This window comes from Kribbella jiaozuonensis, from assembly GCF_005233875.1.
GTDB classification, from domain to species: domain Bacteria; phylum Actinomycetota; class Actinomycetes; order Propionibacteriales; family Kribbellaceae; genus Kribbella; species Kribbella jiaozuonensis.
Genome location: NZ_SZPZ01000005.1, coordinates 268,895 through 292,229, shown reverse-complemented (window position 1 = coordinate 292,229; position 23,335 = coordinate 268,895). Strand labels below are relative to the sequence as shown.

Sequence of the window (23,335 nt, the reverse complement as noted above, 5' to 3'; positions counted from 1 at the left end):
ACGAGGAGAGCCATGCCGACCCGCACCGCCGCCCAGCTCCGCGAAGAAGCAGCGCGCGAGTACGACGCGTTCCTGGCGAGTTGTCCGGCCCGGCAACTCCTCGACCGCATCAGCGACAAATGGGTGACGCTCATCCTCACCGCCCTCGCCGACGGCCCGCAGCGGTACTCCGACCTGTCCCGCCGCATAGCCGGCGTCAGCCAGAAGATGCTGACCCAGACCCTCCGCTCCCTCGAACGCGACGGCCTTCTCACCCGCTCGGTCACCCCGTCCGTCCCGGTCCGCGTCGACTACGAACTCACGCCACTGGGCGAGACGCTGATGCCACTCATCGCCTCGATCAAAACCTGGGCCGAGACCCACATGCCACAGGTCAACGCAGCCCGCGAGACCTATGACGACGTAAGCGCCACCGCATGACCGAGCCAGACGCTCTCGACCGACGCGTTGTGGTTGTCGTCGTACCGGCTGCGGGTACCTGGGCGCCGCCCGGCCGGGATCCCGAGGCATGGCGGCTGGCGCTGGCCGAGGACACCTACGAAGTACTCGCCGCGCTGGACCGCGTCGAGGTGGCGGTCGCCGTCGCGGGTGGAGACGAGGACGCCGTCGCAGAGGTGAGCGCACTGACCTGGCCCGGCACACCGACGTACGCCGTCGACGCCGCCCGCCCGGTCCTGCACGCGGTCGAGCTGGCCGGTCCGGCCGCGGCAGTTGTCGCCGTCTCGTATGACGTACCCGATCTGCCCGGGCTCCTGATCGGCAAGCTGTTCCGGGCCCTCAGCAGCGCCGACATCGCTGTCACTCCGGCCGAGGACGGGACCCTCGCGGCGATCGGGACCAAGACACCGGTCGCGGGCTGGGTTTCGGAGATCGCTCCAACGTTCGACACGCCGCTTTCCGCCCTGGAAGCCCGCAAACCTCGCCGGCACGCCGTCGCGATCGGCCCGGGCTGGCACCGGCTGCGTTCCGCGGCTGACATCGCACGTCTTGATCCCGGCCTGGAGGGCTGGGACGCGACCAGGTCGCTGTTGCGCCATTCCTGACGCCTTGTCGGGCGAACGACCGACACGTGTCGGTCGGGTGGCCAGGGACGTCGGGCGTTCACCCGCTGTGACGCGGGGCTTGCAGAGGCGAGTCTTTGACGCGGCAGCAAAGCATCATCCGGGGGGATGTGTGGGGCGGATCCGGCTGGATTTACAGGGGTCGAGCCGAGGTCCACGTTCGCGCTGCCGCGCCTGGAAGACCCCGTCTCCGTCGCTTGCCGGAGCATCTGTAAAGGAAGCAGCAATGAACTACCCGCTTCGGGCCGTCGTCGCCCGAACAATCCGCCGTGCCCGCAACCAGAGGACCCGCACCAGAAACCAGTCCGGCTTCACCCTGATCGAGCTGCTCGTCGTGATCGTCATCCTCGGCGTGCTGTCCGGGGTCGTCGTCTTCGCGGTCTCCGGCATCCAGGACCGCGGCAACGCGGCTGCGTGCAAGACCGACAAGAAGAGCGTCGAGGTCGCCGTCGAGGCGTACTACGCGAAGAACGGCACCTATCCACCCGCCGGTGACCCCGGCTGGCTGGAGCTCACCGTCGGCGTCAACCAGCTGCTGCGCAGCCGCCCGGTCGGTGACGGCTACACCATCACGCTCGGCGTGAACGGCCTGGTCACCGCCGCCGGCGCCTGCACCTGACCCGGTCCTGCACGGACACACCGGTCGGAGGAGGGCCGGTGCGTCCGGGGGCGTCGTGTTCGATCATGCCGAAGGGACCCCATGAGAATTCCCGTGCCTGGCAGCCGGGTGGATCTGTTGCTCGAAGAACTCTGGAACGCCGGTGGCACCGACCTGCTCCTCACCGTCGGAATGGCGCCACAGCTGCGGGTCCACGGTGTCCTGCGCCCGGTGGCGGACAAGACGCCGCTGACCAGGCGGGACACCGACGCGATGCTTGCCGAGATCCTGAACCCGCACCGCTCGAACGTCTGGCAGACGACGTACGAGCACGACTTCTCGTTCTCCTGGCGGGACAACGCGCGGATCCGCGCGAACGCCTTCACCCAGCGCGGAGACACCGCACTCGCGCTGCGGGTCATCCCGCGCAGCATCCCGACGATGTCGGAGCTGGGACTGCCGCCGGTGATCGGCACGTTCGCCCGGCTGCATCAGGGCCTGGTCCTGGTCACCGGGCCGACCGGATCCGGCAAGTCGACCACGCTGGCGTCGGTCATTCACCAGATCAACACCGACCGGGCCTGCCACATCATCACGATCGAGGACCCGATCGAGTACGTGCATGAGCACCGTCGTTCCGCGGTGAACCAGCGTGAGGTCGGCAGCGACACGGCGTCGTTCCCGGATGCGCTACGAGCCGCACTGCGCGAGGACCCCGACGTACTGCTGGTCGGTGAGATGCGAGACCTGGAGTCGATCCGGTTCGCGCTGACGATCGCAGAGACGGGCCACCTGGTCTTTGCGACCCTGCACACCAACGACACCGCGCAGTCGCTGGCTCGCATCATCGACGTCTTCCCGCCGGAGCAGCAGTCCCAGGTACGGGTGCAGCTGGCTGCGGCGCTCAGTGGCGTCGTACATCAGCGGCTGATCCCGCGGGTCGGTGGCGGACTGGTGGCGGCGTTCGAGGTGATGGTCGCGAACGCCGGCATCCGCAACCTGATCAAGGAGGGCAAGACGCATCAGCTGCGCAACGCACTCGTCACCGGCCGGCGCGAAGGCATGATCACTCTCGAGCAGTCGCTCTCGGAGCTGATCATGGCCGGCCAGATCACGCCGGAGGACGCGTACTCACGCAGCTCGCATCCGAAGGAAATCGAGCTGCGGCCGCGGGTTCGCTCCGGGGCGGTGCAAGTGTGATGCGACACCGCGGCCAGCCGAAGCAGACGGAACCGCCCACGCCTCCGTCCAGTCCACCTGAGCTTGCAGCCGATCTTCCGACCGCACGGCGGCGGGCTGCGCGGTTGGCCGAGCGCCATGGCATCCCCATGGTGGACCTGTGGACCGTCACGCCCGAGTCCGACGCGACAGCCCTCATCGACGAGCGGACGGCTCGTCGGCTGACCGCGCTGCCGCTGGCGGTTCGCGAGGGCGAGGTCCTCGTCGTACTCGCGGATCCGGCGCTCGGCTTGCAGGTCCAGGAAGCCCTGGGTCGCCCGGTGCGGCTCGCTCTCGCCGCGGCGCCGGACATCGTCCGCGCGATCGACAACAGCTTCCGGGCGTTGGCGGGGATCGACGAATCGGTGAAGCTGTTCCAGGCCAGGGGTACGGCATTGGAGCCGGACGAGCTCGTGGTGAACGAGGACGCGCCGGTGGTCCAGGTGGTCCAGCTGATCATCACGCAGGGGCTGCGCGACCGGGCCTCCGACATCCACATCGAGCCGCACGACGCCCGGGTGCGAGTGCGGTTCCGGGTGGACGGCGCGCTGCGCGACCAGCTCGACCTGCCCGCCGCGATCGGGCCTGCCGTGGTCAGCCGGATCAAGGTGCTGGCTGATCTGAACATCGTCGAACGGCGGCGCTCGCAGGACGGCCAGATCCGGATGCAGGTCGAGGGCCGCGACGTCGACATCCGGGTCTCGACCGCCGCCGTCGTCGGCGGGGAGAAGGTCGTACTGCGTCTGCTCGACAAGAGCCGGCCGCTGTTCCGTCTCGAGCAGCTCGGGATGCCCCCTGAGCTGGCGGAGCGGTACGCCGCGCTGCTGCGAACGCCGTACGGGATGGTGATCTGTGCGGGGCCGACCGGGAGCGGCAAGACCACCACGCTGTACGGGTCGCTCGGAGAGATCGACAGCCCTGAGCGGAACATCATGACGATCGAGGACCCGGTCGAGTACAGCTACGCCTCGATCAACCAGATCCAGATCAACGAGGCGGCCGGTATCACCTTCGCCTCGGGGCTGCGGTCGATCCTGCGGCAGGACCCCGACGTCATCCTGGTCGGAGAGATCAGGGACGCGGAGACGGCGCGCATCGCCGTACAGTCTGCGCTGACCGGGCACCTGGTCCTGTCGTCGGTGCACGCCACCGACACCGCGACCGCTCTGCATCGCCTGCTGGACATGGGAATTGAGAACTTCCTCGTCGCGTCCTCGGTGAGCGCGGTGATCTCGCAGCGGCTGATCCGCAAGGTCTGCGAGAACTGCCGCGAGTACTACGAACCACCCGCGGCGGAGCAGGCGTTCCTGCGGAGTGCGGGCGCAGAGGTTCCGGTCGGCGGGCTGATCCGTGGCGTGGGGTGCAACTTCTGCGCACACACGGGCTATCTGGAACGGACTGGCGTCTATGAGCTGTTGCCGGTGACCGATCCGATCCGAGAGCTGGTCATCGATCGCGCTCCGCTGGCCGAGATCCGCAAGGTCGCCTGCTACGAGGGCATGCGGACGCTGCACGAGGAGGGTGCCCGGCTGGCACAGACAGGAGTCACGACAGTCGCCGAGGTACTCCGATCGATCTACACGGTGGGGATCCGATGACGAGATACGCGTACGTCGCGGCCAGGCCCGACGGAAGTACCAAGCGCGGTACGACGCGGGCCGAGAGTCGCGAGGAGGCTGAGCTGGCGCTGTACGAGCGGGAGCTGCGGAACATCCGGCTGTCCGAGAAGCCAGGCCTGCTGCAGTTGGAGATCACCGCACGACGGGTGAAGCGAGAAGAGGTCATGCACCTGACCCGGCAGCTCGGTGCGTTCGTCGGAGCGGGGCTACCGCTGACCGAGTCGGTGCACAGCCTGGGCCGTGAGGCGGAGAACTCGTCGGTCCGCCGGATGATGCTGGAGGTCGAGGACGGCCTCCGCGACGGCGAGCGGCTGTCGGACTGCTTCGACCGGCATCCGCGGATCTTCCCCGAGTTCTACCGCGGCATCCTGCGCTCGGCCGAGTTGAGCGGCCGCCTCGACACCGTGCTCGGCCAGCTCGCCCGCTACCTGGAACGTGACCTCGAAGCCCGCCGGCGGATCAAGCAGGCCACCATCTACCCGGCGGTCGTCGCCGTGATGTCGGTGGTGACGCTGATCGTGCTGGCCGGCTTCGTCCTGCCGCGGTTCAAGGCCTTCTTCGACAGCCTCGGCGCCCGGTTGCCCTTACCGACCCGGATCCTGCTGGGCATCACGAACTTCCTCACCAGTTGGTGGTGGGCGCTGATGATCGGTTGCGGTTTGCTGGTGCTCTTGCTCGTCTACGTGCTGAGTACGACGCCCGGCCGCTACCTGCGGGACCGGCTGGTCCTCGCGGTGCCAGTGATCGGGCCGACCATCCAGTACGCGCTGGTCGAACGTTTCTGCCGGATCCTCTCCTCGATGGTCAGCGCGGGCGTCCAGCTGCCACAGGCGTTGCGGGTCGCGACCGGATCGCTGCCGAACCGCGTCTATCGCCGGTCGCTCGCAGGGGTGATGGAGGCGATGCTGCAGGGCGAGGGACTGGCCCGGCCGCTGGCCGCCACCAAGCTGTTCCCCGCCACGGCGGCCCAGATGATTCGGGTCGGCGAGGACACCGGAACGATGGACGCCCAGCTGGAGGTCACCGCGCAGTACTACGAGGGCGAGCTGGACTACAAGCTGAAGAAGCTCATCGGACTGTTCGAGCCGGCCGTGATCGTGCTGATGGGCGGAGTCGTCGGCTTCGTGGCGATCGCGCTGGTGTCCGCGATGTACGGGATCTTCCGGCAGGTGCAGGGCTGATGCGCGAACGTGGCGAGAGTCTGCTGGAACTGGTGGTCGCGATCGCCCTGATGGGCGTTGCCGTCGTCGCGGTGATGGCAGGGCTGACGACAACGATTCTGATGTCGGACACCCAGCGCAAACAGGCCACTGCGGTGACGACGGTCCGCAACTACGCCGAGGCGCTGCAGCAATACGTTGCCGATGGCCACTATGTCGCGTGTGCGTCGTCGTACACCGTGCCGGGCTTCTCTCCGCCGGCCGGGTTCACGGCCCGAGTGGTGAGCGGATCGGTGCAGTACTGGACCGGGGCGCTGTGGTTACCGCTCTGCCTGCCGGACCGTGGGTTGCAGCGGTTGCGGGTCTCAGTGGCGAGCACTGACGGACGGGCGGCCGAGACGCTGGACGTCGTACTGCGGAAGCCGTGTCGGCTCGGGGATCCGCCGTGCGGTTGAGGCGTACCGAGCAAGGCTTCACGCTGATCGAGCTGCTGATCACCATGACCCTGATGGGGGTCGTGACTGTCGGCCTGGCCGATCTCGTGGTCAACGCCCTGCATCAGATGAGTGCGACGTCGGACCGGCTGGACATGGCGCAAGATGCCCAGCTCGGCGCGACGTACTTCGCCCGCGATGTCGCTGCGGTCGGGCTGCGTGACTACGGTGCCGTCGCTCTGGACGGATCGCTGCCGTTCGAGCCATCGGTTCAGCTCGACGCGGTGGACTCGGCCGGGGGAGTGGTTTGTGGTCCGGTGCCGGTCGCCGCGGTTCGGCTGCTGTCGGACTACTGGGACACGTCGGTTACGCCGGCCGTTCGGCGTACGGCGGTTGTCGCGTACTACGTGAATGGGGCCGGGGAGCTGCACCGGGCACGCTGTCTCGGGGGCACAACCCCGTCATCCGATCTGCGGCTGGCGTCGAACGTGAAGCCGGGGAGCGTTGCGGTGACCTGCTCGACCGCGTGTGACTCCGCCGTGCTGCCAGAGGGGATCACTCTGCGGCTGGTGATGTCGAAGCCGTCCACGGGCGACTACCCGGTCGCACTGAGCGGACTGCGGAGACAGTCGTGAGGCGCCGGGACGAGCGTGGATCGTCGTTGTTGCTGGTCCTCGTCGTCATCACGGTGATCGGACTGGCGCTGTCGGCACTGCTGTCCCGGACCGACTCGGCCGCACGGGTGTCTGCGAGTCTCCGGGATCAGACGTCAGCGTCGTACGCCGCCGATGGTGCGATGGAGGCGGCGATCAACAACTTGCGCAACAGCGGGTACAACGGGGAATCGGGGCAGCGATGCTTCGGGCTGTCGGACACGCTGTCGCTCCTCCTCTTCAACGGTCTCGACTCCGCCGCGGTGACGTGCAAGCCGGATCCGAAGCAGGTCGTGGTGCACTGCCGAGACTCGAGCGAGTGCAACCGACCGGACAACGCGTTGCTGACCCTTGGACAGATATCGGGTGAGGCCGGTCTCACCGTCGACCAGCCGGCGGGCTCGACCCTGCAGATCCACGGCAAGGTCGTGTCTCACTCGTCCGTTGACGTGCCGGCCGGAAAGCTGAGCGCTGGCGCGCTGTCCGCCCGCGGCGGGTGCTCCGGGGACCTGTTGGGGAATCCGCTCTGCAACCTGTCCGCGCTGCCGGGCGGCGACGATCCGGCGTACCCGTCGCCGTTGAGTAGTGTGCCTGCGCTGCGAACCCTGCCGGCCTGTACGACGCCGAACTCGGTCGTCACCTTTCTGCCCGGGTACTACGACGACGCGGTCGGGCTGAGCGCGATGATGAAGAGCGACAGCGCGTGCCGCGGGAGCACCTGGTGGTTCAAGCCCGGCATCTACTACTTCGACTTCCAGAACGAGTCGAATCCGTTGCTGGACAGCGGCTCCAACGTCTGGACGGTCGACGGCGGCAACCTGGTTGGCGGGACGTTGGCGGGTGGGTCGTGTGCGAGTCCGCTGGATGGCACAACCGGCGGCGTGCAGTTCGTCTTCGGCGGAGACAGCCGGCTGGTCGTGAAGTCGGGCAAGGCGGAACTCTGCGGCAGCTATTCGTCGACGCAGCCGCCGATCGCCCTCCGAGGCCTCACCAGCGGGACCGGTTCGTCGGTCGACTCAAGCGGGGCGAGCGCGTTGAAGCCGACCGCGGTCTCGCTGGTGAGCAAGTTCGGGCTGACCGCGACGCCGTCCCGCCTGTCCACGGCAGACGGCGTCGCGGCCACCTGGAAGAGCTCGGTCCCGAATGACACCGCTCCGGTGACGATCAACGGCTTCGCTCCGCCTGCAGCGATCCCGGCCGGCTCGGTACTTGAGTCCGCCGCGTTGAAGATCACTCATCGGCACGCTGACGCGACGTCGACGGACAAGCTGGACGTGTCGCTCGACGTCGGATCAGGTACGCCGCTGACCGCGTCGGTCACCGGTGCCGCGGGCGGAACGGCGTACCGGACCGAGACTGTCCCGCTCGATGCGAGCCGCACTGGATCGCTGGCGCAGGCCGTCTATGCGGGGACCTTCACTGGAGCGAGCCTGGCGCTGACTGCGGGGCTGGCGGTGAAGGGGGATACCGAGGACATCGATGCGGTTCGGCTGGAGCTCAGCTATACGCCGCCTGCTCTGCGGGCTGGGGACGGCTGTGTGGTTGAGGGGCCGTATCCCAGTAATACAAGCGCTTGTGCGCTGGTCTCGGGTCGGATGTCCGTTCAGGGAACGGTCTACACGCCTGCCGCGGTTCTGGATCTCAGTGTTGCTCCGGGGGCGCCTGTGTTGGGGGCGGGTGCGGTGGTTCGCGCTTTGCGGCTCACCGCCTCGGGGACGCTGTCCGGGGCGGCGATCGACCTGCCGGACGATTCGCCTGGATTCACGTTCGGGGTGCAGCTCACGGCGTACATCTGCCCTGGCGGGCTGATCTGCCCGGCCAGCGGGCGGCCGGCTCTGCAGGCGAGGATCGGACTCGTCGACGCCGATCCGTCCTCGCCCGTCGCCGGCCGGCGTGCGGTGACCGTGCTCGGATGGTGGCGGCCGGGCTGATGGGGTTGTGTCTGGTGCGGCCAGATCTTGCGGTAGACGAGACAGTCTCTACCGCAACTGCGTCACGCTGCGTAGTTTGGTCCGCGGGGGGAGCCATGAACGATTGCGTCAGGGTCGTCGTCATCGACGATCACACATTGGTCCGCTACGGCCTGGCAGGCCTGGTCGACCAAGAACCAGATCTGGAGATTGTCGGCGACACCGGCCAGCGCACCGAAGCGGTCGGCATCGTGTTGTCGACGCGCGCGAACGTCGTCGTACTCGATGTGACGCCGCCCGACCACGACGGTCTGCGGATCGCGCGCGAACTCCGCAACAGGTATGCCGAGCTCGGGATCGTGCTGCTGGCACCGGAGGGGGAGGACAGCGTCCTGTTCGAAGCGCTCGAGTCGGGGGTGTCCGCGTTCGTCGCGAGGACTGCGCCGACGGGCGAGATCCTGGCGGCGATCCGGCACGCGGCGGTCGCTCCCACCTCGTTCACGGCGACCGGGCTCGGGCCTGCGATGGCTCGCCGCGACCACTCGCCGGTACAGGCGCTGCTGAGTCCGCGGGAGGCGCAGGTGCTCGAGCTGCTCGGGCAAGGTCTGTCGGTCCGGGCGATCGCGGTGGCGCTGTCGGTGAGCGTGTCCACGGCGAAGACGTACGTCGAGCGGCTGTACGAGAAGCTCGAGGTCTCGAACCGGGCGCAGGCCATCATGACGGCACTCCAGCGAGGGCTCATCGAGCCGAAGTCGTGAATCGTTTGAAACTTCTTCTGTCTGACCCGTCACCTTCCTGCTGACGGCTCGTTTCATCAGGCAGCGGGGACTTCGGGGGAAGCCCAGCTGATCGCCGATGCCGTTCAGGGGCGGCACCCGACATCAGCCCACTGCCGGCCGCACCCGGGGGGATGCGGCCAGCCTCGGCAGCGGGCACAGCAGTACGACGGGGATCGCACGGGGGATGAACACAGCACCACAGATCACGGGGGAGCACGGGGAACAGCAGTACCAACGGGGGATTTCACGGGGCCGGGGGGCCACGGGGATCCGGGGGGATCACGGGGACGCAGTACCAGCGGGGAACGGGGATCGCAGGACCAGGGGGATCACGGGGATCGCAGTACAGGGTGAACACGGGGCGTAGTGCGAGGGATAGCAGGGCTGAGGAACGCTGATGCCCTGCTGTGGGGAGGTGGGCCGACCACTCGGGTCGGCCCACAGTTCCGCACGCCAGGTGCGAACCAATCAGGCTCGCGGCGCGATGCCGTGAGCTGTCAGGCTCGGGAGAGTTGCTCGCGTGCTCGGGCCGCGAGTTCCTGCACCGACGGATCCGTGTCTGCGGGAAGCTCATCCAGCGGGAACCACTTGAGGTCATGCGATTCCTCGCTCACGACGTACTCCGTTCCCTCCGTCGCGGTGACGAGGAACTGCACGTCGAGGTGATATGCCCCCGCGCACCCGCCGCCCAGAAGCAGATGCCGCGAAAGCTGCAGTGGCTCCCGGCCGATCGTCAGGCCGGTCAGCCCTGACTCCTCAGTCGCTTCCCGCAGCGCCGCCCCGCCCAACGTCGTGTCGCCGGGCTCGCAATGCCCGCCGAGCTGAAGCCACCGCCCAACGGTCTTGTGCAACGTCAGCAGCGTGTTCTGCCCCGCGCCGTCAACCACCAACGCACTGGCCGTCACATGCTCCGGCCGGCAGCTCCGCCACATCCCGTCCGCATGCGCCGCGAGATGCCGCAGGTAGTGCGCCCGCAGCTCCTCTTGCTCCGCGTCGGGCGCACTCCAGCCCTCCAAGACCTCAACCGCATTCCGAAGAAGCACCCGGCAAGTCTCCCCGCCGCCCGGGACGGACTACTTGGTGGGGTTCTCTCCGTCGTCGTCCGAGGTGGAGTCGGTCGGCTTGTCTTCATCGGTGAGGAAGTCGGTGATGTCGATGTTCGAGAGCTCGCCCGCGTGCTGCGCGAACCCGATCGGGTCGTCCAGGTCCGCCGTGCTCGGCATCAGGTCGGGGTGCGACCACAGGTTGTCGCGACCGTCGACCCCACGGGCGTCCCGAACGGCAGCCCACAGGTTCGCGGCATCGCGCAGACGACGCGGTCGAAGCTGAAGACCGACAAGAGTCGCGAACGTCTGCTCAGCCGGACCGCCGGCCGCCCGACGACGCCGTACCGTCTCGGAGAGCTGGATCGCGGATGGCATCCGGTCCCTGGTCGCCTCGCGTACGACGTCGTCCACCCAGCCCTCGACCAGCGCGAGCGTGGTCTCGAGTCGGACCAGCGCCGCCTTCTGCTGCTCGGAGTCCTCGGGCTCGAACAGGCCGCCCGCGAGCGCCTCCTGCATGGCCTCCGGGTTCTGCGGGTCGATGTCGGCCATCGCGCGCTCGATCTTGCCGGTGTCGACCTCGATACCGGCCGCGTAGTCGGCGACCGCTGCCAGGAGGTGCTGCCGCAGCCAGGGCACACCCGCGTACAGCCGCTGGTGCGCCACCTCGCGCAGCGCCAGATACAGCCGGACGTCCTCGTCGGACAGCCCAAGCCCTTCGGCGAACTTCGCGACGTTGTCGGGCAGCAGGATCGCCTGCCCGGTCGGCCCGAGCGGCAGGCCGATGTCGGACGAGCTCACGACCTCGCTGGCGAGCTCCCCGAGACCTTGGCCGACCTGCGCGCCGAAGACTGAACCGCCGAGCTGCCGCAGCATCCCGGCCATCGGCCCCGCGAACTGCTGCGCCTCGGCGGGCAGCGCGTTGCCCATCGCACCCGCGACATGCTCGGCGACCGGGTCGACGACCGTCTGCCACACCGGCAGCGTGTTCTCGACCCACTCGGCGCGGCTCCAGGCCGCGGAGGTCGCAGACACCTCGGGCAGCGTGGTCGCCTCGTCCAGCCAGTGCTCGGCGAGCCGGACCGCGTCCGCCACGCGATCGCCGTCGGCGGACGTCATCGACCGGTCCCCGGCGGTGGCGACGGTCTTGCGGGCAATGTCCTTGGCCAGGTCCCAGTTCACCGGCTTGCCGTCGGTCGAACCGCTCAGCAATTGCTGGACCTGGGCGAAGATCGCGTTCAGGTCCGGGGTGCCGCCCGCGCCGGCCGCACCGGAGAACTGCTGGAACATGGCCTCGAACGGCGTTCCCTTGAACGGGTTGTCCGGGTTGTCCGGTTCGTCGCTCATCGGAGGGCCTTCCTGTGCGGGTGGGGCGTACAACTCCAACGTACTGGTTCTGTCGATCAGTTCCTCCACCGGCGAACGCATCATCGCCCGTGTTCGCCGGTAGGTGAGGAAGGCAACAGTCTCTCCGGGTGCCCGGCGCGCCACGCACCGCAGCCTCCGGGACGCCGAAATGCCGGTGCGAAAGGGAGGGGATGTGTGGACAGTGGCGGTCGGGAGGGAGAATTGCGCGACGGGGGATGCGATGGTGTGCGGGAGAGCACGGGGGACCGGCGGGAATGAGGAACGGATGAGCGACGCGATCAGGCTGCTGGACATACGGGAGAGCCCGTTGTCCAGCGACGAGGTGCTGGCTGCCGTTGCCGATCCGACGGCGGGTGGAACCGCGATCTTCATCGGCACTGTGCGCAACCACGACCACGAGAAGCCGGTCGACAAACTGGCCTACGAGGCGCACCCCGACGCGCTGGAGCACCTGCGGAAGGTTGCGCAGCGTATCTGTGACGACCCCGCCGTGACCGCGCTGGCGGCGGTGCACCGCACCGGGGACCTGAAGATCGGTGACGCCGCCGTGATCGTCGCCGTGGCGGCTTCGCACCGCGACGTCGCCTTCACCGCGTGTCGGCGGCTGATCGACGACCTCAAGGCCGAGGTCCCGATTTGGAAACACCAGCACTTCATCGACGGTGGCAGCGAGTGGGTCGGCGCTCACTGACACGTACGCTGGGCGCATGAAGGTGGCCGGATGAAGGTTTTGGCGTGGCTGGCGTTCCCGCTGATCGCCACGCTGCTGGCGATGTGCTGGGCCGCCTGGCGCGGCTGGCGCAGCCGTGAGCGGCCGCGGTCCGGCGGCGCCTTCGCCTCGGTCGAGGATTTCCGCCGCTTCAACGCTGCCCTCGCCGCACCTGGTCCGCGGGCCACTCCGGAACGTCGCCGGGGCCTGGGTCGTCGTAATCATCAGCAGGCCTCCACCAAGATCGCAGGGCAGGGTTCGTGACACGTCGTACCGCCACATTGGTCACCTCGATCGTCGTGCTTCTCGTCTCGCTCGGGCTGGTGACCGCGTTCCCGGTGCCGTTCGTCTCGTTCAGCCCCGGTCCGGTCAAGGACACCCTGGGAACGGCGAAGAACAAGCCCGTCATCGAGATCACCGGGCACGAGACGTTCCCGACCTCCGGCCAGCTCGACCTGACCACGGTGTCCGTGACCTCGCCGGACCGTCAGCTGACCCTGCCGCAGGCGATGCGTAACTGGCTCGACCCGCACCACGATCTGTTCCCGCGCGACATCATCTATCCGCCCGACCAGAGCGCCGACCAGGTCCAGGAGCAGAACACCGCCGAGATGACCGGCTCGCAGGACAGCGCGGTCGCGGCCGCACTGCAGGCGGCGAAGGTCCCGTTCCACACGAAGGTGTCGACGGTCGCGGACAAGTCGCCGGCCCAGGGCAAGCTGAAGCCCGGCGACATCATCCTCGCTGTCGACGGCCAGACGGTGACGCAGGTCCCGCAGGTCGGTGACCTCGTCCGCAAGCACAAGGTCGGCGAGAACGTCGTCTTCCTGATCCGCCGCGGCACGGAAGAGCAGACGGTCCAGCTGAAGACCGCCGCGACTCCCGGGGACGCGACCCGCCCGATGGTCGGGATCTCGATCGGCGTCGAATCGCAGGTCAAGGTCACGGTCAACCTCGGCCAGGACATCGGCGGCCCGAGCGCCGGTACGGCGTTCGCGCTGGCCATCTACGACAAGCTGACTCCTGGCCCGCTGCTGGACGGAAAGCACGTCGCCGGCACCGGCACGATCGACGCGCTCGGCGAGGTCGGTGCGATCGGTGGCATCCAGCAGAAGATCGCCGGCGCCAGGAACGACGGCGCCACGGTCTTCCTGGTCCCGGCGCCGAACTGCGAAGCCGCGCTGCACGCCGACGTGAAGGACATCCAGCTGGTGAAGATCAGCACGCTGACCGGTGCGATCAGCGCGCTGCAGGCTGTCGCCAGCGGCAAGGGAGATGTCCCGTCGTGCAGCTGATGAGCGACCCGTACGTCCCGGTGACCCGAAGGGAAGACCTGCCGGCATGGAATCCGTAGGCACGCTGCCTCCTGACGCGCTCAACCGCGCGGTGATCGAGATCGAGAAGCACGTGAGCAGCGCGGGCTGGGACCAGCCCGCGCAGTTGTTCGCGCTGGTCCCGACCGAGGAACTGCTCCGCGCCGAACCGCAACTGGCCGCGCAACTCGGTGCCGACGACGCCTCCCAGCCGCTCACCCCGGTCGCCCAGGGTGAGCTTCCCGGTGGTGTCGAGGACGACAACCTGGCCGACGCGCTCGGCCGGATCGAATGGCCCGACGGAGTCGCCGGCTGCGCGCTGGCGATCGAGAGGATCGTGCTCCCGGCTTCGGCCGAGGCCGGTCTGTCCAGCGTCGAGTCCGACTCCCGACTGGCCCAGCTGGCCGGCAGCGATCCGCGCCGGCACGAGGTCAGGATGGTCGCGGCGGTGCTCCGGGACGGCGGACGGTTCGGCGCCGTCCGGCTCCGCGAGCACGACGAAGACAGCGCTGTGCTTGCCGGCGCCGACTTGGTCCCCACGCTGTGCGAAGTACTGTCTTTGACATTCGAACCTTCGGTCGGCAGCCGGCCGGGCGATGGTCCTGGGGTCGACGGCATGAGTGACGACGAGGAGAAGCGACGATGAGCGACGGCGTCTACGACATGCCGGAGGAGCCGCCGGCCCGCAGATCGCGGCGAACAGGCGGACGTCCTCGGGCCCTGCTGCCGACGATCGCGACCCTGATCGTCCTTTTGATCCTCTTCAGCGTCTTCACCGACGTCTGGACCCAACGGCTCTGGTACCGCTCGGTCGACCTCGGCTCGGTCTTCAGCACCGTGCTCGGGACCCGGGTGCTGCTGTTCGTGATCGTCGGTCTGCTGATGGCGGCCGCGGTCGTCGCGAACATCATCGTCGCGTTCCGCGCCCGTCCTCGCGTCGCCCTGGCGCCGTCGCCGAGCCCCGGCTTCGAGCGGTACGGCGACCTGTTGCAGCAGCACGGGAAGATCGCGGTCGGAGTGGTCGCGACCCTCATGCTGGTCTTCGGCGGCTCGGCCGCGTCGGGGGAGTGGAAGGTCTTCCTGGCCTGGAAGAACCGGACCCCCTTCGGTGTCACCGACAAACACTTCAACAAGGACATCGCGTTCTTCGTCTTCGACTACCCGTGGCTGCGCGTACTGCTCGGCTTCGGCTACTCGATCGTCCTGCTGTCGCTCGTCGCCGCGATCATCACGCACTACTTGTACGGCGGCTTCCGCCCGTCCGCGAAGGGGCAGAAGGCCTCCGGCGCGGCGCAGGTGCAGTTCTCCGTCCTGCTCGGTCTGCTCGTGCTGCTCAAGGCCTTCAGCTACTGGCTGGACCGCTTCGGCCTCACCACCTCGGACAGTCGGCTCTTCACCGGCATCTCCTACACCGGCGACAACGCGGTCCTGCCCAGCAAGGAAATCCTGGCCGTCATAGCGGTCCTCTGTGCGTGTCTGTTCTTCGCCAATGTGGTCCGCAAGACCTGGCTGCTGCCAGGTGTCGGCACAGTCGTGCTGATCCTGTCGGCGATCCTCCTCGGCGCTCTCTGGCCCGCCGCGCTCCAGCAGTTGCGCGTCCGGCCGAGCGAGCCGGTGAAGGAAGGCCCCTACATCACCAAGAACATCGAGGCCACGCGTGACGCCTACGGCCTCGCGGGGACCGAGGTGACCGACTACCAGGCCAAGACGACCGCGACGCCCACCGAACTGCTGCAGGACACCGAGGTGCTGCCCGGCATCCGGCTGATCGACCCGAGCGTGGTCGGACCGACCTTCGAGCAGCTCCAGCAGGTGCGCGGGTTCTACTCGTTCCCGACCGATCTGGACGTCGACCGGTACAAGATCGGCGACAAGGTCAACGACACCGTCATCGCGGTCCGCGAGGTCCAGGTCGACCGCCTGCCGGCCGGCCAGCGCAACTGGAACAACGACCACACTGTCTACACCCACGGCTACGGCGTCGTCGCCGCGAACGGCAACCAGCGGGCCGCGGACGGTACGCCGGTCTGGACCGAGAAGGACCTGCCGCCGACCGGCCAGCTGGGCGACTACGAACCGCGGATCTACTTCGGCGAGCAGTCCCCGGACTACTCGATCGTCGGCGGTCCGGAGGGCGGCCAGCCGGTCGAGCTCGACACACCGGAAGGTAAGACCGGCGGCGATCCGACGCTGAACACCTACCACGGCAAGGGCGGCGTCTCGATCGGGTCCTTCGGCAACCGGTTGCTCTACGCAACCAAGTTCCGGGACGCGAACATCCTGCTGTCGAGCCGGGTGAACTCGGACTCGAAGATCCTCTACGACCGCACCCCGCGCGAGCGGGTCGAGAAGGCGGCGCCGTGGCTCACGCCGGACGGAGACCCGTACCCGGCGATCGTCGACGGCCAGGTGGTCTGGATCGTCGACGGTTACACCACCTCGGACAACTACCCGTACTCCGAGAAGGTGGCCCTGGACGTCAGCACCCGGGACACCACCACCGGTCGCGGGACGATCGCTCAGCAGCCGAGCGAGAAGATCAACTACATCCGCAACTCGGTCAAGGCCGTGGTCAACGCCTACGACGGCTCGGTCGAGCTGTACGCGTGGGACGACAAGGACCCGGTGCTGAAGACCTGGATGAAGGCCTTCCCCGGCACGGTCAAGCCGAAGTCCGCGATCTCGCCGGACCTGCTGGCCCACCTCCGCTACCCGGAGGACATGTTCAAGGTCCAGCGCGACCTGCTGGCGAAGTACCACGTCACCGACGCCGGCACCTGGTACCAGAACAGCGACCTGTGGCGTGTCCCGGACGACCCGACCGCGGTCTCGTCCGGCGGCGACTCCTCGACGCATATCAGCCAGCCTCCCTTCTATCTCTCGTTGCGGATGCCCGATCAGACCGAGCCGAAGTTCTCGCTGACGTCGGTCTACGTGCCGAACGCCGAACGGGAGAACCTCACTGCGTTCATGGCCGTCGATTCCGAGGCGACATCTCCGGACTACGGCAAGTTCCGAATACTGCGATTGCCCGGCAACCTGCAGATACCTGGTCCGGGGCAGGTCTACAACAAGTTCCAGACCGACGAAGGCATCAGACAGGCGCTGCTCCCGATCAACCAGCCGAGCAGCGGCGCCAGAGCGCAGTACGGCAACCTGCTGACGCTGCCTCTCGGTGGTGGACTGCTCTATGTCCAACCGGTCTACTCGGTGCGGACGAGCGGGCCCGGTAGTTATCCCGTGCTGAGGTACGTCCTGGTGTCCTTCGGCGATGGGGTCGCCTTCGGCTCCACGCTGCAGGAAGCCCTGGCCACGGTCTTCAAGACCAACGTCGACACGGGTGAGCAACCACCAGGTACCAAGACGCCGCCTGCGAACCAGCCGAACCAGACGGTCAAGCAGGCGTTGGCGGACGCCCAGGCGGCGTACGACCGGGCGCAGGAAGCCCTCAAGAAGAGTGATCTCGCGGGCTACCAGGCGAACGTCAACCAGATGAAGGCTGCGCTGGACAAGGCTGCGGCAGCTGCCGCAGCAACCAGTCCGACGCCGACCACGAAGCCGTCCGGCGCCCCGTCGACCCCGGCCAGTCCGCCGGCATCGACGCCGACGACCTCACCGACAGGCTGAGCCACAGGGTGACTCCCGGGGCGGCGACACCGACAACAGTCGGGGTCGCCGCCCCGTTCCGTTGCCTAGGGCATCAGGTGGTGGACTCCGGATGGAAGCCCGCCGCGGTGTCGAGCACGTCCTCGTCGGTGAAGCGCTCGTGGTCGATCGTCACCTCGGCCGCGACACCCGGCGCGACGAAGTAGAACACCTCGTCGCCGGAGAACAGGCCGTCGTACCCACCGACCTTGACCGGGGTCAGCTGCCAGGAACCCGGCTCCTTCTCCTCGTACTCGACGAGGAAGTCCTTCAGGGCCTCGAGATCGGTGAGCTTCTCGCCGCGGATCGTCTTGACCGTGAGGTCGACCTTGTACGCCCCGTCCGGATCCGGGCCGGTCTCCCAGACCCGGCTGTGGAAGGACACGTCCTCCCACTCGTACTCGAAGTCGCTCGGCGTGCCGATGCCGTCGGGAAGGTTCTCGATCACGAAGCCGTCCAAGGTGCCAGCCCTCTGCTCGGTCGATGGAGATGCCGCGGAGTACGTCGAAGTTGCTGAGGCAGGCACGGTCGTCGAGAGCCCGAGTGAGGCCAGGACGACCGCGCTCCCGATCACGATACGACGGGCGGACGGCACGACTCGGGAACGAAGCGGTGAACGCGACATGACTGCCTCCTGGGGAAGAGGGCGCCTCGCCTGCTGCGAGACGCCTTACGCCCAAGAAGATGCCGCGATCGGCACGTGCCAGGACACGCGAATTCGATCCTGTGGACAACGCCGGAATCAGTGGCCGATCAGTCGGTGCAAGCGATGGAACGTCTGCCGGAACCCGAGCCGGGGCCAAGCTCGCGACGACAACAGGTTCGTCACCCGCCAGTCGGTCACGACCGACGTGTAGCCGGTGTCAGCCGACCACTGCAGCACCGCCTCGCCCAGCGCACGTCCGGCGCCGAGCCCACGCGCCGACGGCAGTACCGCGGCGAACCCGAGGAAGCCGGCATTGTCCGGCTTGGCCAGCCCGTTGTGCGCGCTCGACTTGTCCAGCGAACAACCCACCGCGGACCCGATGACCTGACCGTTGTACTCGGCAACGAAGGTCGCGTAGTCCTGGTCGTCGATCGACTCCTCCCAGTCCGCCACCGCCTCCTCGAGCGTCGGGATCTCCCCGGACGAGAACACCGGCGACAGACCCTGGTGCTGGGGCAGGACGAGATCGAGCTCCGCGAGTACCGGGATGTCCGCGCGGGCAGCACGGCGTACGACGAGATCGCGTGCCGGGGGCAACGGAGTGTCCGGCACCGGGCGGACCGCGTGCGCGTGCTGCGAGCCGAACGCCAGGCGGAACCAGGCATCGATCAGCTCGGCATCATCGGGCACCAGCACGTAATGCGCGATGCGGCCGTCGTCGACCCATTGCTCGGCGGCGGCGCCGTACAGGTCGCGAATGTGTTCCGGCTCGCGGACGGTGTGACCGGCCGCCTCGACCCAGATGTTCGGACCCCAGACCGCCGACGGCTTGGGCGCGGCGAGCAGGTAACCGGTGACTTCGCCGCCCTCGACCATGACCGCGCCGGACGCGCCCTCGCTCTCCCAGGCCGCGGTCACCTCGACGAGCGCAAGTCGCTCGTCTTCGTAGTCCGCCGGAAGCAAAGGGTGACGCTTGCGGTGCTCCCGATGCCGCTGGGCGAGCAGACTGGCGGCGGCTGCCAGATCCGCCTCCTCGAACGGACGGATGACGTGTCGGGACATACTCGGAAGGTACGCCGATCCGCCCCCGCCGAACACAGGATTTCGGCACTCCGGGAACCGATTTGGTTGCTCAGCCCCGATCCTCTAAACTAAAGACACAACGGCGCGGGGTGGAGCAGCTCGGTAGCTCGCTGGGCTCATAACCCAGAGGTCGCAGGTTCAAATCCTGCCCCCGCTACCACAGAAGGCCCGGACCATCAGGTCCGGGCCTTCGCCTTTGTCTGGGGTTACTGGGTGATGATGACCTTGAGGGCTTCTTGTTCGGCGGCGTTGGTGAAGGTGTTGTAGGCCTCGTCGAACTGGTCGAAGGTGAAGTGGTGGGTGATGAACTTCTCGGGGGCGATGGTGCCTGCCTTGATGTCTTCGAGGAGTTCGGGGGCGGTGATGGCGTTGACCAGGCCGGTGGTGATGGTGAGGTTGTTGATCCAGTGCCGCTCGATCGGGAACTGGACGCTCTCGCCGTGGACGCCGACGTTGGCGACGTGGCCGCCGGGGCGGACCGACTCGAGGGCTGTGCCGAAGGTGCCGGGGAGGCCGACCGCCTCGATGGCGACATCGACGCCGAGCCCGTCGGAGCTGAGCTCGCGTAGTGCTGCCGCGACGTCCTGGCCGGAGCTGACTTCGAGGGTCTCGGTCGCGCCGAAATCACGCGACTGATCGAGCCGGAACTTGTTGGTGTCGACGGCGATAACGGCCGACGCGCCGGCTGTGCTGGCGGTCATGATCGCCGCGAGTCCGACCGGACCGGCGCCGATGACGGCGACGACGTCCCCGGCCTTCACGGCACCATTGAGTACGCCGATCTCGTAGCCGGTGGGGAGGATGTCGCTCAGCATCGTGCCCGCTTCGGCCGAGACGCCCTCTGGGAGCGGGATCAGCCCGTTGTCGGCGTACGGCACGCGCACGTACTCGGCCTGCGTCCCGTCGATGAGGTGCCCGAAGATCCAGCCGATTCCGCCGAGCGTCTTGCAGTGCGAGGGCAGGCCGGCCTTGCAGTAGTCGCATGTCCCGCACTTGCTGATGCAGGAGATGATGACCCGGTCGCCGACCTTCACGTTCTTGCAGCCGGAGCCGACCTCGGTGACTACACCGACTCCTTCGTGGCCGAGGATCCGGCCGTCGGTGACGGCGGGAACATCCCCCTTGAGGATGTGCAGGTCCGTGCCGCAGATGGTGGTGGCCTCGACCTTGACGATCGCATCGGTCGGGTCCTTGATCGCGGGATTCGGGACCTCTTCCCATGCCTTCTGGCCAGGTCCGTGGTACACGAGAGCCTTCATCGGTACTCCGTTCTCATCGGCCACGCGGGTGACTCGATCGGCACCAAGGGCGCGCACCGGTACCTAACGGATGGTCACATCGCAGCAGCACGGCGCTGATCTCATCTTGAGACAGCCCCGCTGAGCCGCCTCTCAAATCGAGACATACCGGACGGCAGCAGGTGGTGAGACTGATCACAGCCGGGGACGCACCCCGGAAAGGAGCTCGCCATGACCACTATCGATGCCGATGCCCACAGCCTCCAAGAACAACTACCTGCCGAAGCCGCCCCGGCTGTGACCGGAGACCCGGCCCTGATCGGTCTGCCCAGCTTCATCGTCGGGTCGGTCGCGCTCGGTCTCGTGCTTGTCGGCTACGTATCTGCTGCGGGGGTCGGGGCTTCGCTCCCGATCATCGTCGCGGCAACCAGCGTGGGTCTGCTGGTCGCGGCAATCTGGTCGGCGGCTCTCGGGCAGAGCGCCGTGGCCGGAGTGTTCGGCATCTTCGCCGGGTTCTGGCTGAGCTACGCGACGCTCGTGCTCGGCCTGACGCACAACTGGTTCGCTATCGCTGCCGGGGACGCACTCCATACGCAGGGCCTCTACGTGATCTCGTGGCTGGTGGTGGTCGGGATGCTGACCCTGGCCACACTCCGGCTGCCGATGGCCTACACAGTGCTCTTCGCGCTGATCGAACTTGCCCTGGTGCTAGTTCTGATCGGCACGCTGCAGCAGTCAGCGGGCACGCTGAAGGTTGCCGGTGTGGTGGTGTTCGTCTTCGCCGCAGTAGGTGTCTATCTGTTCTTCAGCTCGGCCTCGCAAGCGACGGGTGGTAAGGCGCTTCCGCTCGGACAGGCGCTCGTCCGCTGACGTCACGAGATCCAGATGACGATGCCGGTGTGGCGGGAGAGGACTGCCGCGGCACCGGCTCGGAGGGCTGCGTCGGCGTGGGCCGGGGTGAACGACGCCGGGTCGAAGCTCGTCGAGGTGCCCAGACCTTCGCCGCGGTACGAGGCGCCGGCCCAGGTCGCCGCGGTGACGTTCGCCGTGGGTTCGGCCAGTTCGGCGCCGATGACCAGGAACTGCCGGTCGAGGTGGTTGGCAGTGATGACGGCCAACGGGTCGACGAGCGCGTTGCCTGCGCTGATGATGAGGTCCGGTGCGAGCTTGATCGCTTCGGTTGCCTTGTCGACGTACTGGCTCGGTGCATCCGCGGTGACGGTCTTGAGACTGACCTTCTCCGCGGCTGCCCAGTCATGGACGGCGGTGACCAGGGTCTTCGTCTGCGCGTCGGTTCCGGCGGTCAGCAGCACCACCCGATAGCCCTTCCCCGGATGGACGTCGTCCCACGAGCCGGGGCTCGGCGTGATCGTGGCCTCCGGAGACGGCGGCGCGGACGGGTCGACGAAACCACTGCCGAGGGCACCGACCGGGGCCGGTACGGCGTGTGGCTGGGACCACTCGTCGGACGAGTTGCAGCCGGCCAGCAGGAAGACGGTGGCGAGCGCGCAGGCCGACCGGCGTCGTACGGGCAAAGGATCGTCTCCGGGGTGAGGTGATCAGGCCGGAACCCTTCATACCTCATGGCGTCGACTTCGAAGTGGCGAGACGGCCAGCGTTCGCCTGGGGGTTGTCCGGTGTTCACTGGTCGGGTGCAGCGTGCGAGCCATGCGAGGTCTTGGGCGGTGTGCCCTTCTTGTGGTGGCTCTCTGGCTGAGTGTCGTGCCTGCCCAGGCCCATGGATTCAGCTCGACCGTGTACGTCGATCTGTCCGCGCCGGCGACTGGTCACGTGCGCGCCCAGCTCGGACTGGAGTACGACCTGCTCGTCGTGTCCGCAGCGGACTACGAGAAGGACGATCCGCTGTTCAAGGCAGGTACGGCGGCGTTCGACGCAGGCGACGCGACCAAGCAGGCGCAAGCGCTGGCCGCACATGACGCATCGGTCCTGAAGTACGTCACCCAGCGCTTCGACATCAAGGCCGACGGTCAGGCGTGTACGCCGACGCAGCAAGGCGACTTCACCATTCAGCAGCGTGAAGGCGTCCCGTACGCGTTCCTGGTGCTCGACTACGGGTGCCCGAAGGCAGACGCACACGAGGTGCGCAGCGGTCTGTTCCCCGACAGCGAGACGTATGTGAAGGGGACCAAGACGATCGTCACCTACGACCTGGACCTGCAGAAGGGCAGCAGCGCGCTCGACTCGGCGCATCCGTCGTTCTCGACCCATCAGGCGTGGACCGAACGCTTCTGGGAGTTCTTCCGGCTCGGCGCCGAACACCTGCTCACCGGGCTCGACCACATCCTGTTCCTGCTCGCGCTGATCGCCGGATCGCGTCGGCTGCGAGAAATCGTGCTCGCGGCAACGACCTTCACGCTCGCCCACTCGGTCACCTTCATCCTGGCCGCGCTCGGCGTCGTCCACGTGTCGCCGTCCTTCATCGAGCCGGTGATCGCGCTGTCCATCGCGGTCGTTGCCGGCTGGCATCTGTGGCGGCTCTGGCGGCGCGGCCGGCTCGCGACCGATCTCGAGACCGAGAGTCGCAGTCACCTGAGTCTCGACCGGGCCGGGTGGACCCGGCTCGGGGTCGTCTTCTGCTTCGGCCTGGTCCACGGGATCGGCTTCGCCGGAGCGCTCGGTATCCAGCAAGCCTGGTCGTGGACGTTGCTGTGGTCGTTGCTCGTGTTCAATGTCGGCATCGAGACCGTCCAGCTGGGGCTGATCGCGATCACCTTCCCGCTGCTCGCCGTACTGCGTCATCGCGCGCCGACCGTGGCGCTGTGGACGACCGGGGCGATCGCCGCCGGGGTGACCGTCGCGGGACTGGTGTGGTTCGTACAGCGGCTCTAGAGCAAGAC

The 23,335-nt window shown here is 67.8% G+C and carries 23 protein-coding genes and 1 tRNA gene; 18 read left to right on the top strand and 6 right to left on the bottom strand.

From position 1 onward, the window contains the following. Positions 1 to 12: 12 nt before the first annotated feature. The 10 genes from FDA38_RS33435 (at position 13) to FDA38_RS33390 (ending at position 9,411) form a co-directional block, all read left to right on the top strand. A complete protein-coding gene (locus FDA38_RS33435; RefSeq protein WP_137258173.1) occupies positions 13 to 420 on the top strand; it encodes a winged helix-turn-helix transcriptional regulator in 408 nt (135 codons plus the stop codon). Further along, positions 417 to 1,043, top strand: a complete 627-nt coding sequence (locus FDA38_RS33430) for a DUF2064 domain-containing protein (RefSeq protein WP_137258172.1) — start codon at positions 417 to 419, stop codon at positions 1,041 to 1,043. Before FDA38_RS33435 ends, FDA38_RS33430 begins: the two co-directional genes overlap by 4 nt. Before the next feature lie 244 nt (positions 1,044 to 1,287). Then, entirely contained in the window at positions 1,288 to 1,680 is a 393-nt protein-coding gene (locus FDA38_RS33425; RefSeq protein WP_137258171.1) for a type II secretion system protein, read from the top strand. A gap of 81 nt (positions 1,681 to 1,761) precedes the next feature. Then, positions 1,762 to 2,859: a type IV pilus twitching motility protein PilT gene (locus FDA38_RS33420; protein ID WP_137258170.1), complete on the top strand. Its 1,098-nt coding sequence runs from the start codon at positions 1,762 to 1,764 to the stop codon at positions 2,857 to 2,859. Positions 2,860 to 2,987: 128 nt separating this feature from the next. Beyond that, the gene (locus FDA38_RS33415; protein ID WP_233715079.1) at positions 2,988 to 4,475 is read left to right on the top strand and encodes a GspE/PulE family protein; all 1,488 of its coding nucleotides are present in this window, start codon (positions 2,988 to 2,990) and stop codon (positions 4,473 to 4,475) included. Continuing rightward, entirely contained in the window at positions 4,472 to 5,677 is a 1,206-nt protein-coding gene (locus FDA38_RS33410) for a type II secretion system F family protein (RefSeq protein WP_137258169.1), read from the top strand. The genes FDA38_RS33415 and FDA38_RS33410 overlap by 4 nt, the downstream gene beginning before the upstream one ends. Continuing rightward, entirely contained in the window at positions 5,677 to 6,111 is a 435-nt protein-coding gene (locus FDA38_RS33405) for a type IV pilus modification PilV family protein (RefSeq protein ID WP_137258168.1), read from the top strand. The genes FDA38_RS33410 and FDA38_RS33405 overlap by 1 nt, the downstream gene beginning before the upstream one ends. Continuing rightward, the gene (locus FDA38_RS33400; protein WP_233715078.1) at positions 6,102 to 6,725 is read left to right on the top strand and encodes a PulJ/GspJ family protein; all 624 of its coding nucleotides are present in this window, start codon (positions 6,102 to 6,104) and stop codon (positions 6,723 to 6,725) included. Before FDA38_RS33405 ends, FDA38_RS33400 begins: the two co-directional genes overlap by 10 nt. Further along, positions 6,722 to 8,674: a hypothetical protein gene (locus tag FDA38_RS33395; RefSeq protein WP_137258167.1), complete on the top strand. Its 1,953-nt coding sequence runs from the start codon at positions 6,722 to 6,724 to the stop codon at positions 8,672 to 8,674. Before FDA38_RS33400 ends, FDA38_RS33395 begins: the two co-directional genes overlap by 4 nt. Positions 8,675 to 8,769: 95 nt before the next feature. Continuing rightward, positions 8,770 to 9,411 carry a response regulator transcription factor gene (locus tag FDA38_RS33390; protein WP_137258166.1) on the top strand — a complete coding sequence of 214 codons (642 nt, stop codon included), beginning with the start codon at positions 8,770 to 8,772 and terminating at the stop codon, positions 9,409 to 9,411. 518 nt (positions 9,412 to 9,929) lie between these two features. Here the strand turns inward: FDA38_RS33390 and FDA38_RS33385 are convergent. Beyond that, positions 9,930 to 10,475 (bottom strand): NUDIX hydrolase, encoded by a 546-nt coding sequence (locus FDA38_RS33385; RefSeq protein ID WP_233715077.1) that lies wholly within the window; start codon positions 10,473 to 10,475, stop codon positions 9,930 to 9,932. A 30-nt stretch (positions 10,476 to 10,505) separates the two neighbouring features. Then, positions 10,506 to 11,822: a zinc-dependent metalloprotease gene (locus FDA38_RS33380; protein ID WP_137258165.1), complete on the bottom strand. Its 1,317-nt coding sequence runs from the start codon at positions 11,820 to 11,822 to the stop codon at positions 10,506 to 10,508. 286 nt (positions 11,823 to 12,108) lie between these two features. Between FDA38_RS33380 and FDA38_RS33375 the strand changes: the two genes are divergently transcribed. From FDA38_RS33375 to FDA38_RS33355, 5 genes are read left to right on the top strand one after another with little or no spacing between them, the layout of a single operon-like run. Further along, the gene (locus tag FDA38_RS33375) at positions 12,109 to 12,534 is read left to right on the top strand and encodes a molybdenum cofactor biosynthesis protein MoaE (RefSeq protein WP_137258164.1); all 426 of its coding nucleotides are present in this window, start codon (positions 12,109 to 12,111) and stop codon (positions 12,532 to 12,534) included. Between the two features lie 30 nt (positions 12,535 to 12,564). After that, positions 12,565 to 12,816, top strand: coding sequence for a hypothetical protein (locus FDA38_RS33370; RefSeq protein WP_137258163.1), 252 nt, complete (start codon positions 12,565 to 12,567; stop codon positions 12,814 to 12,816). Beyond that, positions 12,813 to 13,847, top strand: coding sequence for a YlbL family protein (locus tag FDA38_RS33365; RefSeq protein ID WP_137258162.1), 1,035 nt, complete (start codon positions 12,813 to 12,815; stop codon positions 13,845 to 13,847). Before FDA38_RS33370 ends, FDA38_RS33365 begins: the two co-directional genes overlap by 4 nt. 46 nt (positions 13,848 to 13,893) lie before the next feature. Further along, positions 13,894 to 14,511, top strand: coding sequence for a PPA1309 family protein (locus tag FDA38_RS33360; RefSeq protein ID WP_202877968.1), 618 nt, complete (start codon positions 13,894 to 13,896; stop codon positions 14,509 to 14,511). After that, entirely contained in the window at positions 14,508 to 17,492 is a 2,985-nt protein-coding gene (locus tag FDA38_RS33355; RefSeq protein ID WP_137258161.1) for a UPF0182 family membrane protein, read from the top strand. The genes FDA38_RS33360 and FDA38_RS33355 overlap by 4 nt, the downstream gene beginning before the upstream one ends. Positions 17,493 to 17,565: 73 nt before the next feature. Here the strand turns inward: FDA38_RS33355 and FDA38_RS33350 are convergent, their stop codons facing one another. Next, positions 17,566 to 18,135, bottom strand: coding sequence for a hypothetical protein (locus FDA38_RS33350; RefSeq protein WP_137258160.1), 570 nt, complete (start codon positions 18,133 to 18,135; stop codon positions 17,566 to 17,568). Positions 18,136 to 18,252: 117 nt separating this feature from the next. Then, positions 18,253 to 19,218 carry a GNAT family N-acetyltransferase gene (locus FDA38_RS33345; RefSeq protein ID WP_170989958.1) on the bottom strand — a complete coding sequence of 322 codons (966 nt, stop codon included), beginning with the start codon at positions 19,216 to 19,218 and terminating at the stop codon, positions 18,253 to 18,255. Positions 19,219 to 19,322: 104 nt separating this feature from the next. Between FDA38_RS33345 and FDA38_RS33340 the strand changes: the two genes are divergently transcribed. Continuing rightward, positions 19,323 to 19,399: transfer RNA gene (locus FDA38_RS33340), tRNA-Met, on the top strand. Positions 19,400 to 19,445: 46 nt separating this feature from the next. Here FDA38_RS33340 and FDA38_RS33335 read toward each other — a convergent pair. Next, positions 19,446 to 20,498 carry a zinc-dependent alcohol dehydrogenase family protein gene (locus tag FDA38_RS33335; protein WP_137258159.1) on the bottom strand — a complete coding sequence of 351 codons (1,053 nt, stop codon included), beginning with the start codon at positions 20,496 to 20,498 and terminating at the stop codon, positions 19,446 to 19,448. 210 nt (positions 20,499 to 20,708) lie between these two features. Between FDA38_RS33335 and FDA38_RS33330 the strand changes: the two genes are divergently transcribed. Next, positions 20,709 to 21,347, top strand: coding sequence for a GPR1/FUN34/YaaH family transporter (locus FDA38_RS33330; RefSeq protein WP_137258158.1), 639 nt, complete (start codon positions 20,709 to 20,711; stop codon positions 21,345 to 21,347). Positions 21,348 to 21,349: 2 nt separating this feature from the next. Here the strand turns inward: FDA38_RS33330 and FDA38_RS33325 are convergent, their stop codons facing one another. Continuing rightward, the gene (locus tag FDA38_RS33325) at positions 21,350 to 22,012 is read right to left on the bottom strand and encodes a type 1 periplasmic-binding domain-containing protein (RefSeq protein ID WP_137258157.1); all 663 of its coding nucleotides are present in this window, start codon (positions 22,010 to 22,012) and stop codon (positions 21,350 to 21,352) included. A gap of 166 nt (positions 22,013 to 22,178) precedes the next feature. On the opposite strand from FDA38_RS33325, the gene FDA38_RS33320 reads away from it, so the two are divergent. Continuing rightward, positions 22,179 to 23,327: a HupE/UreJ family protein gene (locus FDA38_RS33320; RefSeq protein ID WP_233715076.1), complete on the top strand. Its 1,149-nt coding sequence runs from the start codon at positions 22,179 to 22,181 to the stop codon at positions 23,325 to 23,327. Positions 23,328 to 23,335 lie beyond the last annotated feature (8 nt).

Coding starts and splice junctions, on each gene's coding strand:
- FDA38_RS33435 (WP_137258173.1), top strand. CDS start 13: ATGCCGACCCGCACCGCCGCCCAGCTCCGCGAAGAAGCAGCGCGCGAG.
- FDA38_RS33430 (WP_137258172.1), top strand. CDS start 417: ATGACCGAGCCAGACGCTCTCGACCGACGCGTTGTGGTTGTCGTCGTA.
- FDA38_RS33425 (WP_137258171.1), top strand. CDS start 1,288: ATGAACTACCCGCTTCGGGCCGTCGTCGCCCGAACAATCCGCCGTGCC.
- FDA38_RS33420 (WP_137258170.1), top strand. CDS start 1,762: ATGAGAATTCCCGTGCCTGGCAGCCGGGTGGATCTGTTGCTCGAAGAA.
- FDA38_RS33415 (WP_233715079.1), top strand. CDS start 2,988: ATGGTGGACCTGTGGACCGTCACGCCCGAGTCCGACGCGACAGCCCTC.
- FDA38_RS33410 (WP_137258169.1), top strand. CDS start 4,472: ATGACGAGATACGCGTACGTCGCGGCCAGGCCCGACGGAAGTACCAAG.
- FDA38_RS33405 (WP_137258168.1), top strand. CDS start 5,677: ATGCGCGAACGTGGCGAGAGTCTGCTGGAACTGGTGGTCGCGATCGCC.
- FDA38_RS33390 (WP_137258166.1), top strand. CDS start 8,770: ATGAACGATTGCGTCAGGGTCGTCGTCATCGACGATCACACATTGGTC.
- FDA38_RS33380 (WP_137258165.1), bottom strand. CDS start 11,822: ATGAGCGACGAACCGGACAACCCGGACAACCCGTTCAAGGGAACGCCG.
- FDA38_RS33375 (WP_137258164.1), top strand. CDS start 12,109: ATGAGCGACGCGATCAGGCTGCTGGACATACGGGAGAGCCCGTTGTCC.
- FDA38_RS33370 (WP_137258163.1), top strand. CDS start 12,565: ATGAAGGTTTTGGCGTGGCTGGCGTTCCCGCTGATCGCCACGCTGCTG.
- FDA38_RS33360 (WP_202877968.1), top strand. CDS start 13,894: ATGGAATCCGTAGGCACGCTGCCTCCTGACGCGCTCAACCGCGCGGTG.
- FDA38_RS33355 (WP_137258161.1), top strand. CDS start 14,508: ATGAGCGACGGCGTCTACGACATGCCGGAGGAGCCGCCGGCCCGCAGA.
- FDA38_RS33350 (WP_137258160.1), bottom strand. CDS start 18,135: ATGTCGCGTTCACCGCTTCGTTCCCGAGTCGTGCCGTCCGCCCGTCGT.
- FDA38_RS33345 (WP_170989958.1), bottom strand. CDS start 19,218: ATGTCCCGACACGTCATCCGTCCGTTCGAGGAGGCGGATCTGGCAGCC.
- FDA38_RS33335 (WP_137258159.1), bottom strand. CDS start 20,498: ATGAAGGCTCTCGTGTACCACGGACCTGGCCAGAAGGCATGGGAAGAG.
- FDA38_RS33330 (WP_137258158.1), top strand. CDS start 20,709: ATGACCACTATCGATGCCGATGCCCACAGCCTCCAAGAACAACTACCT.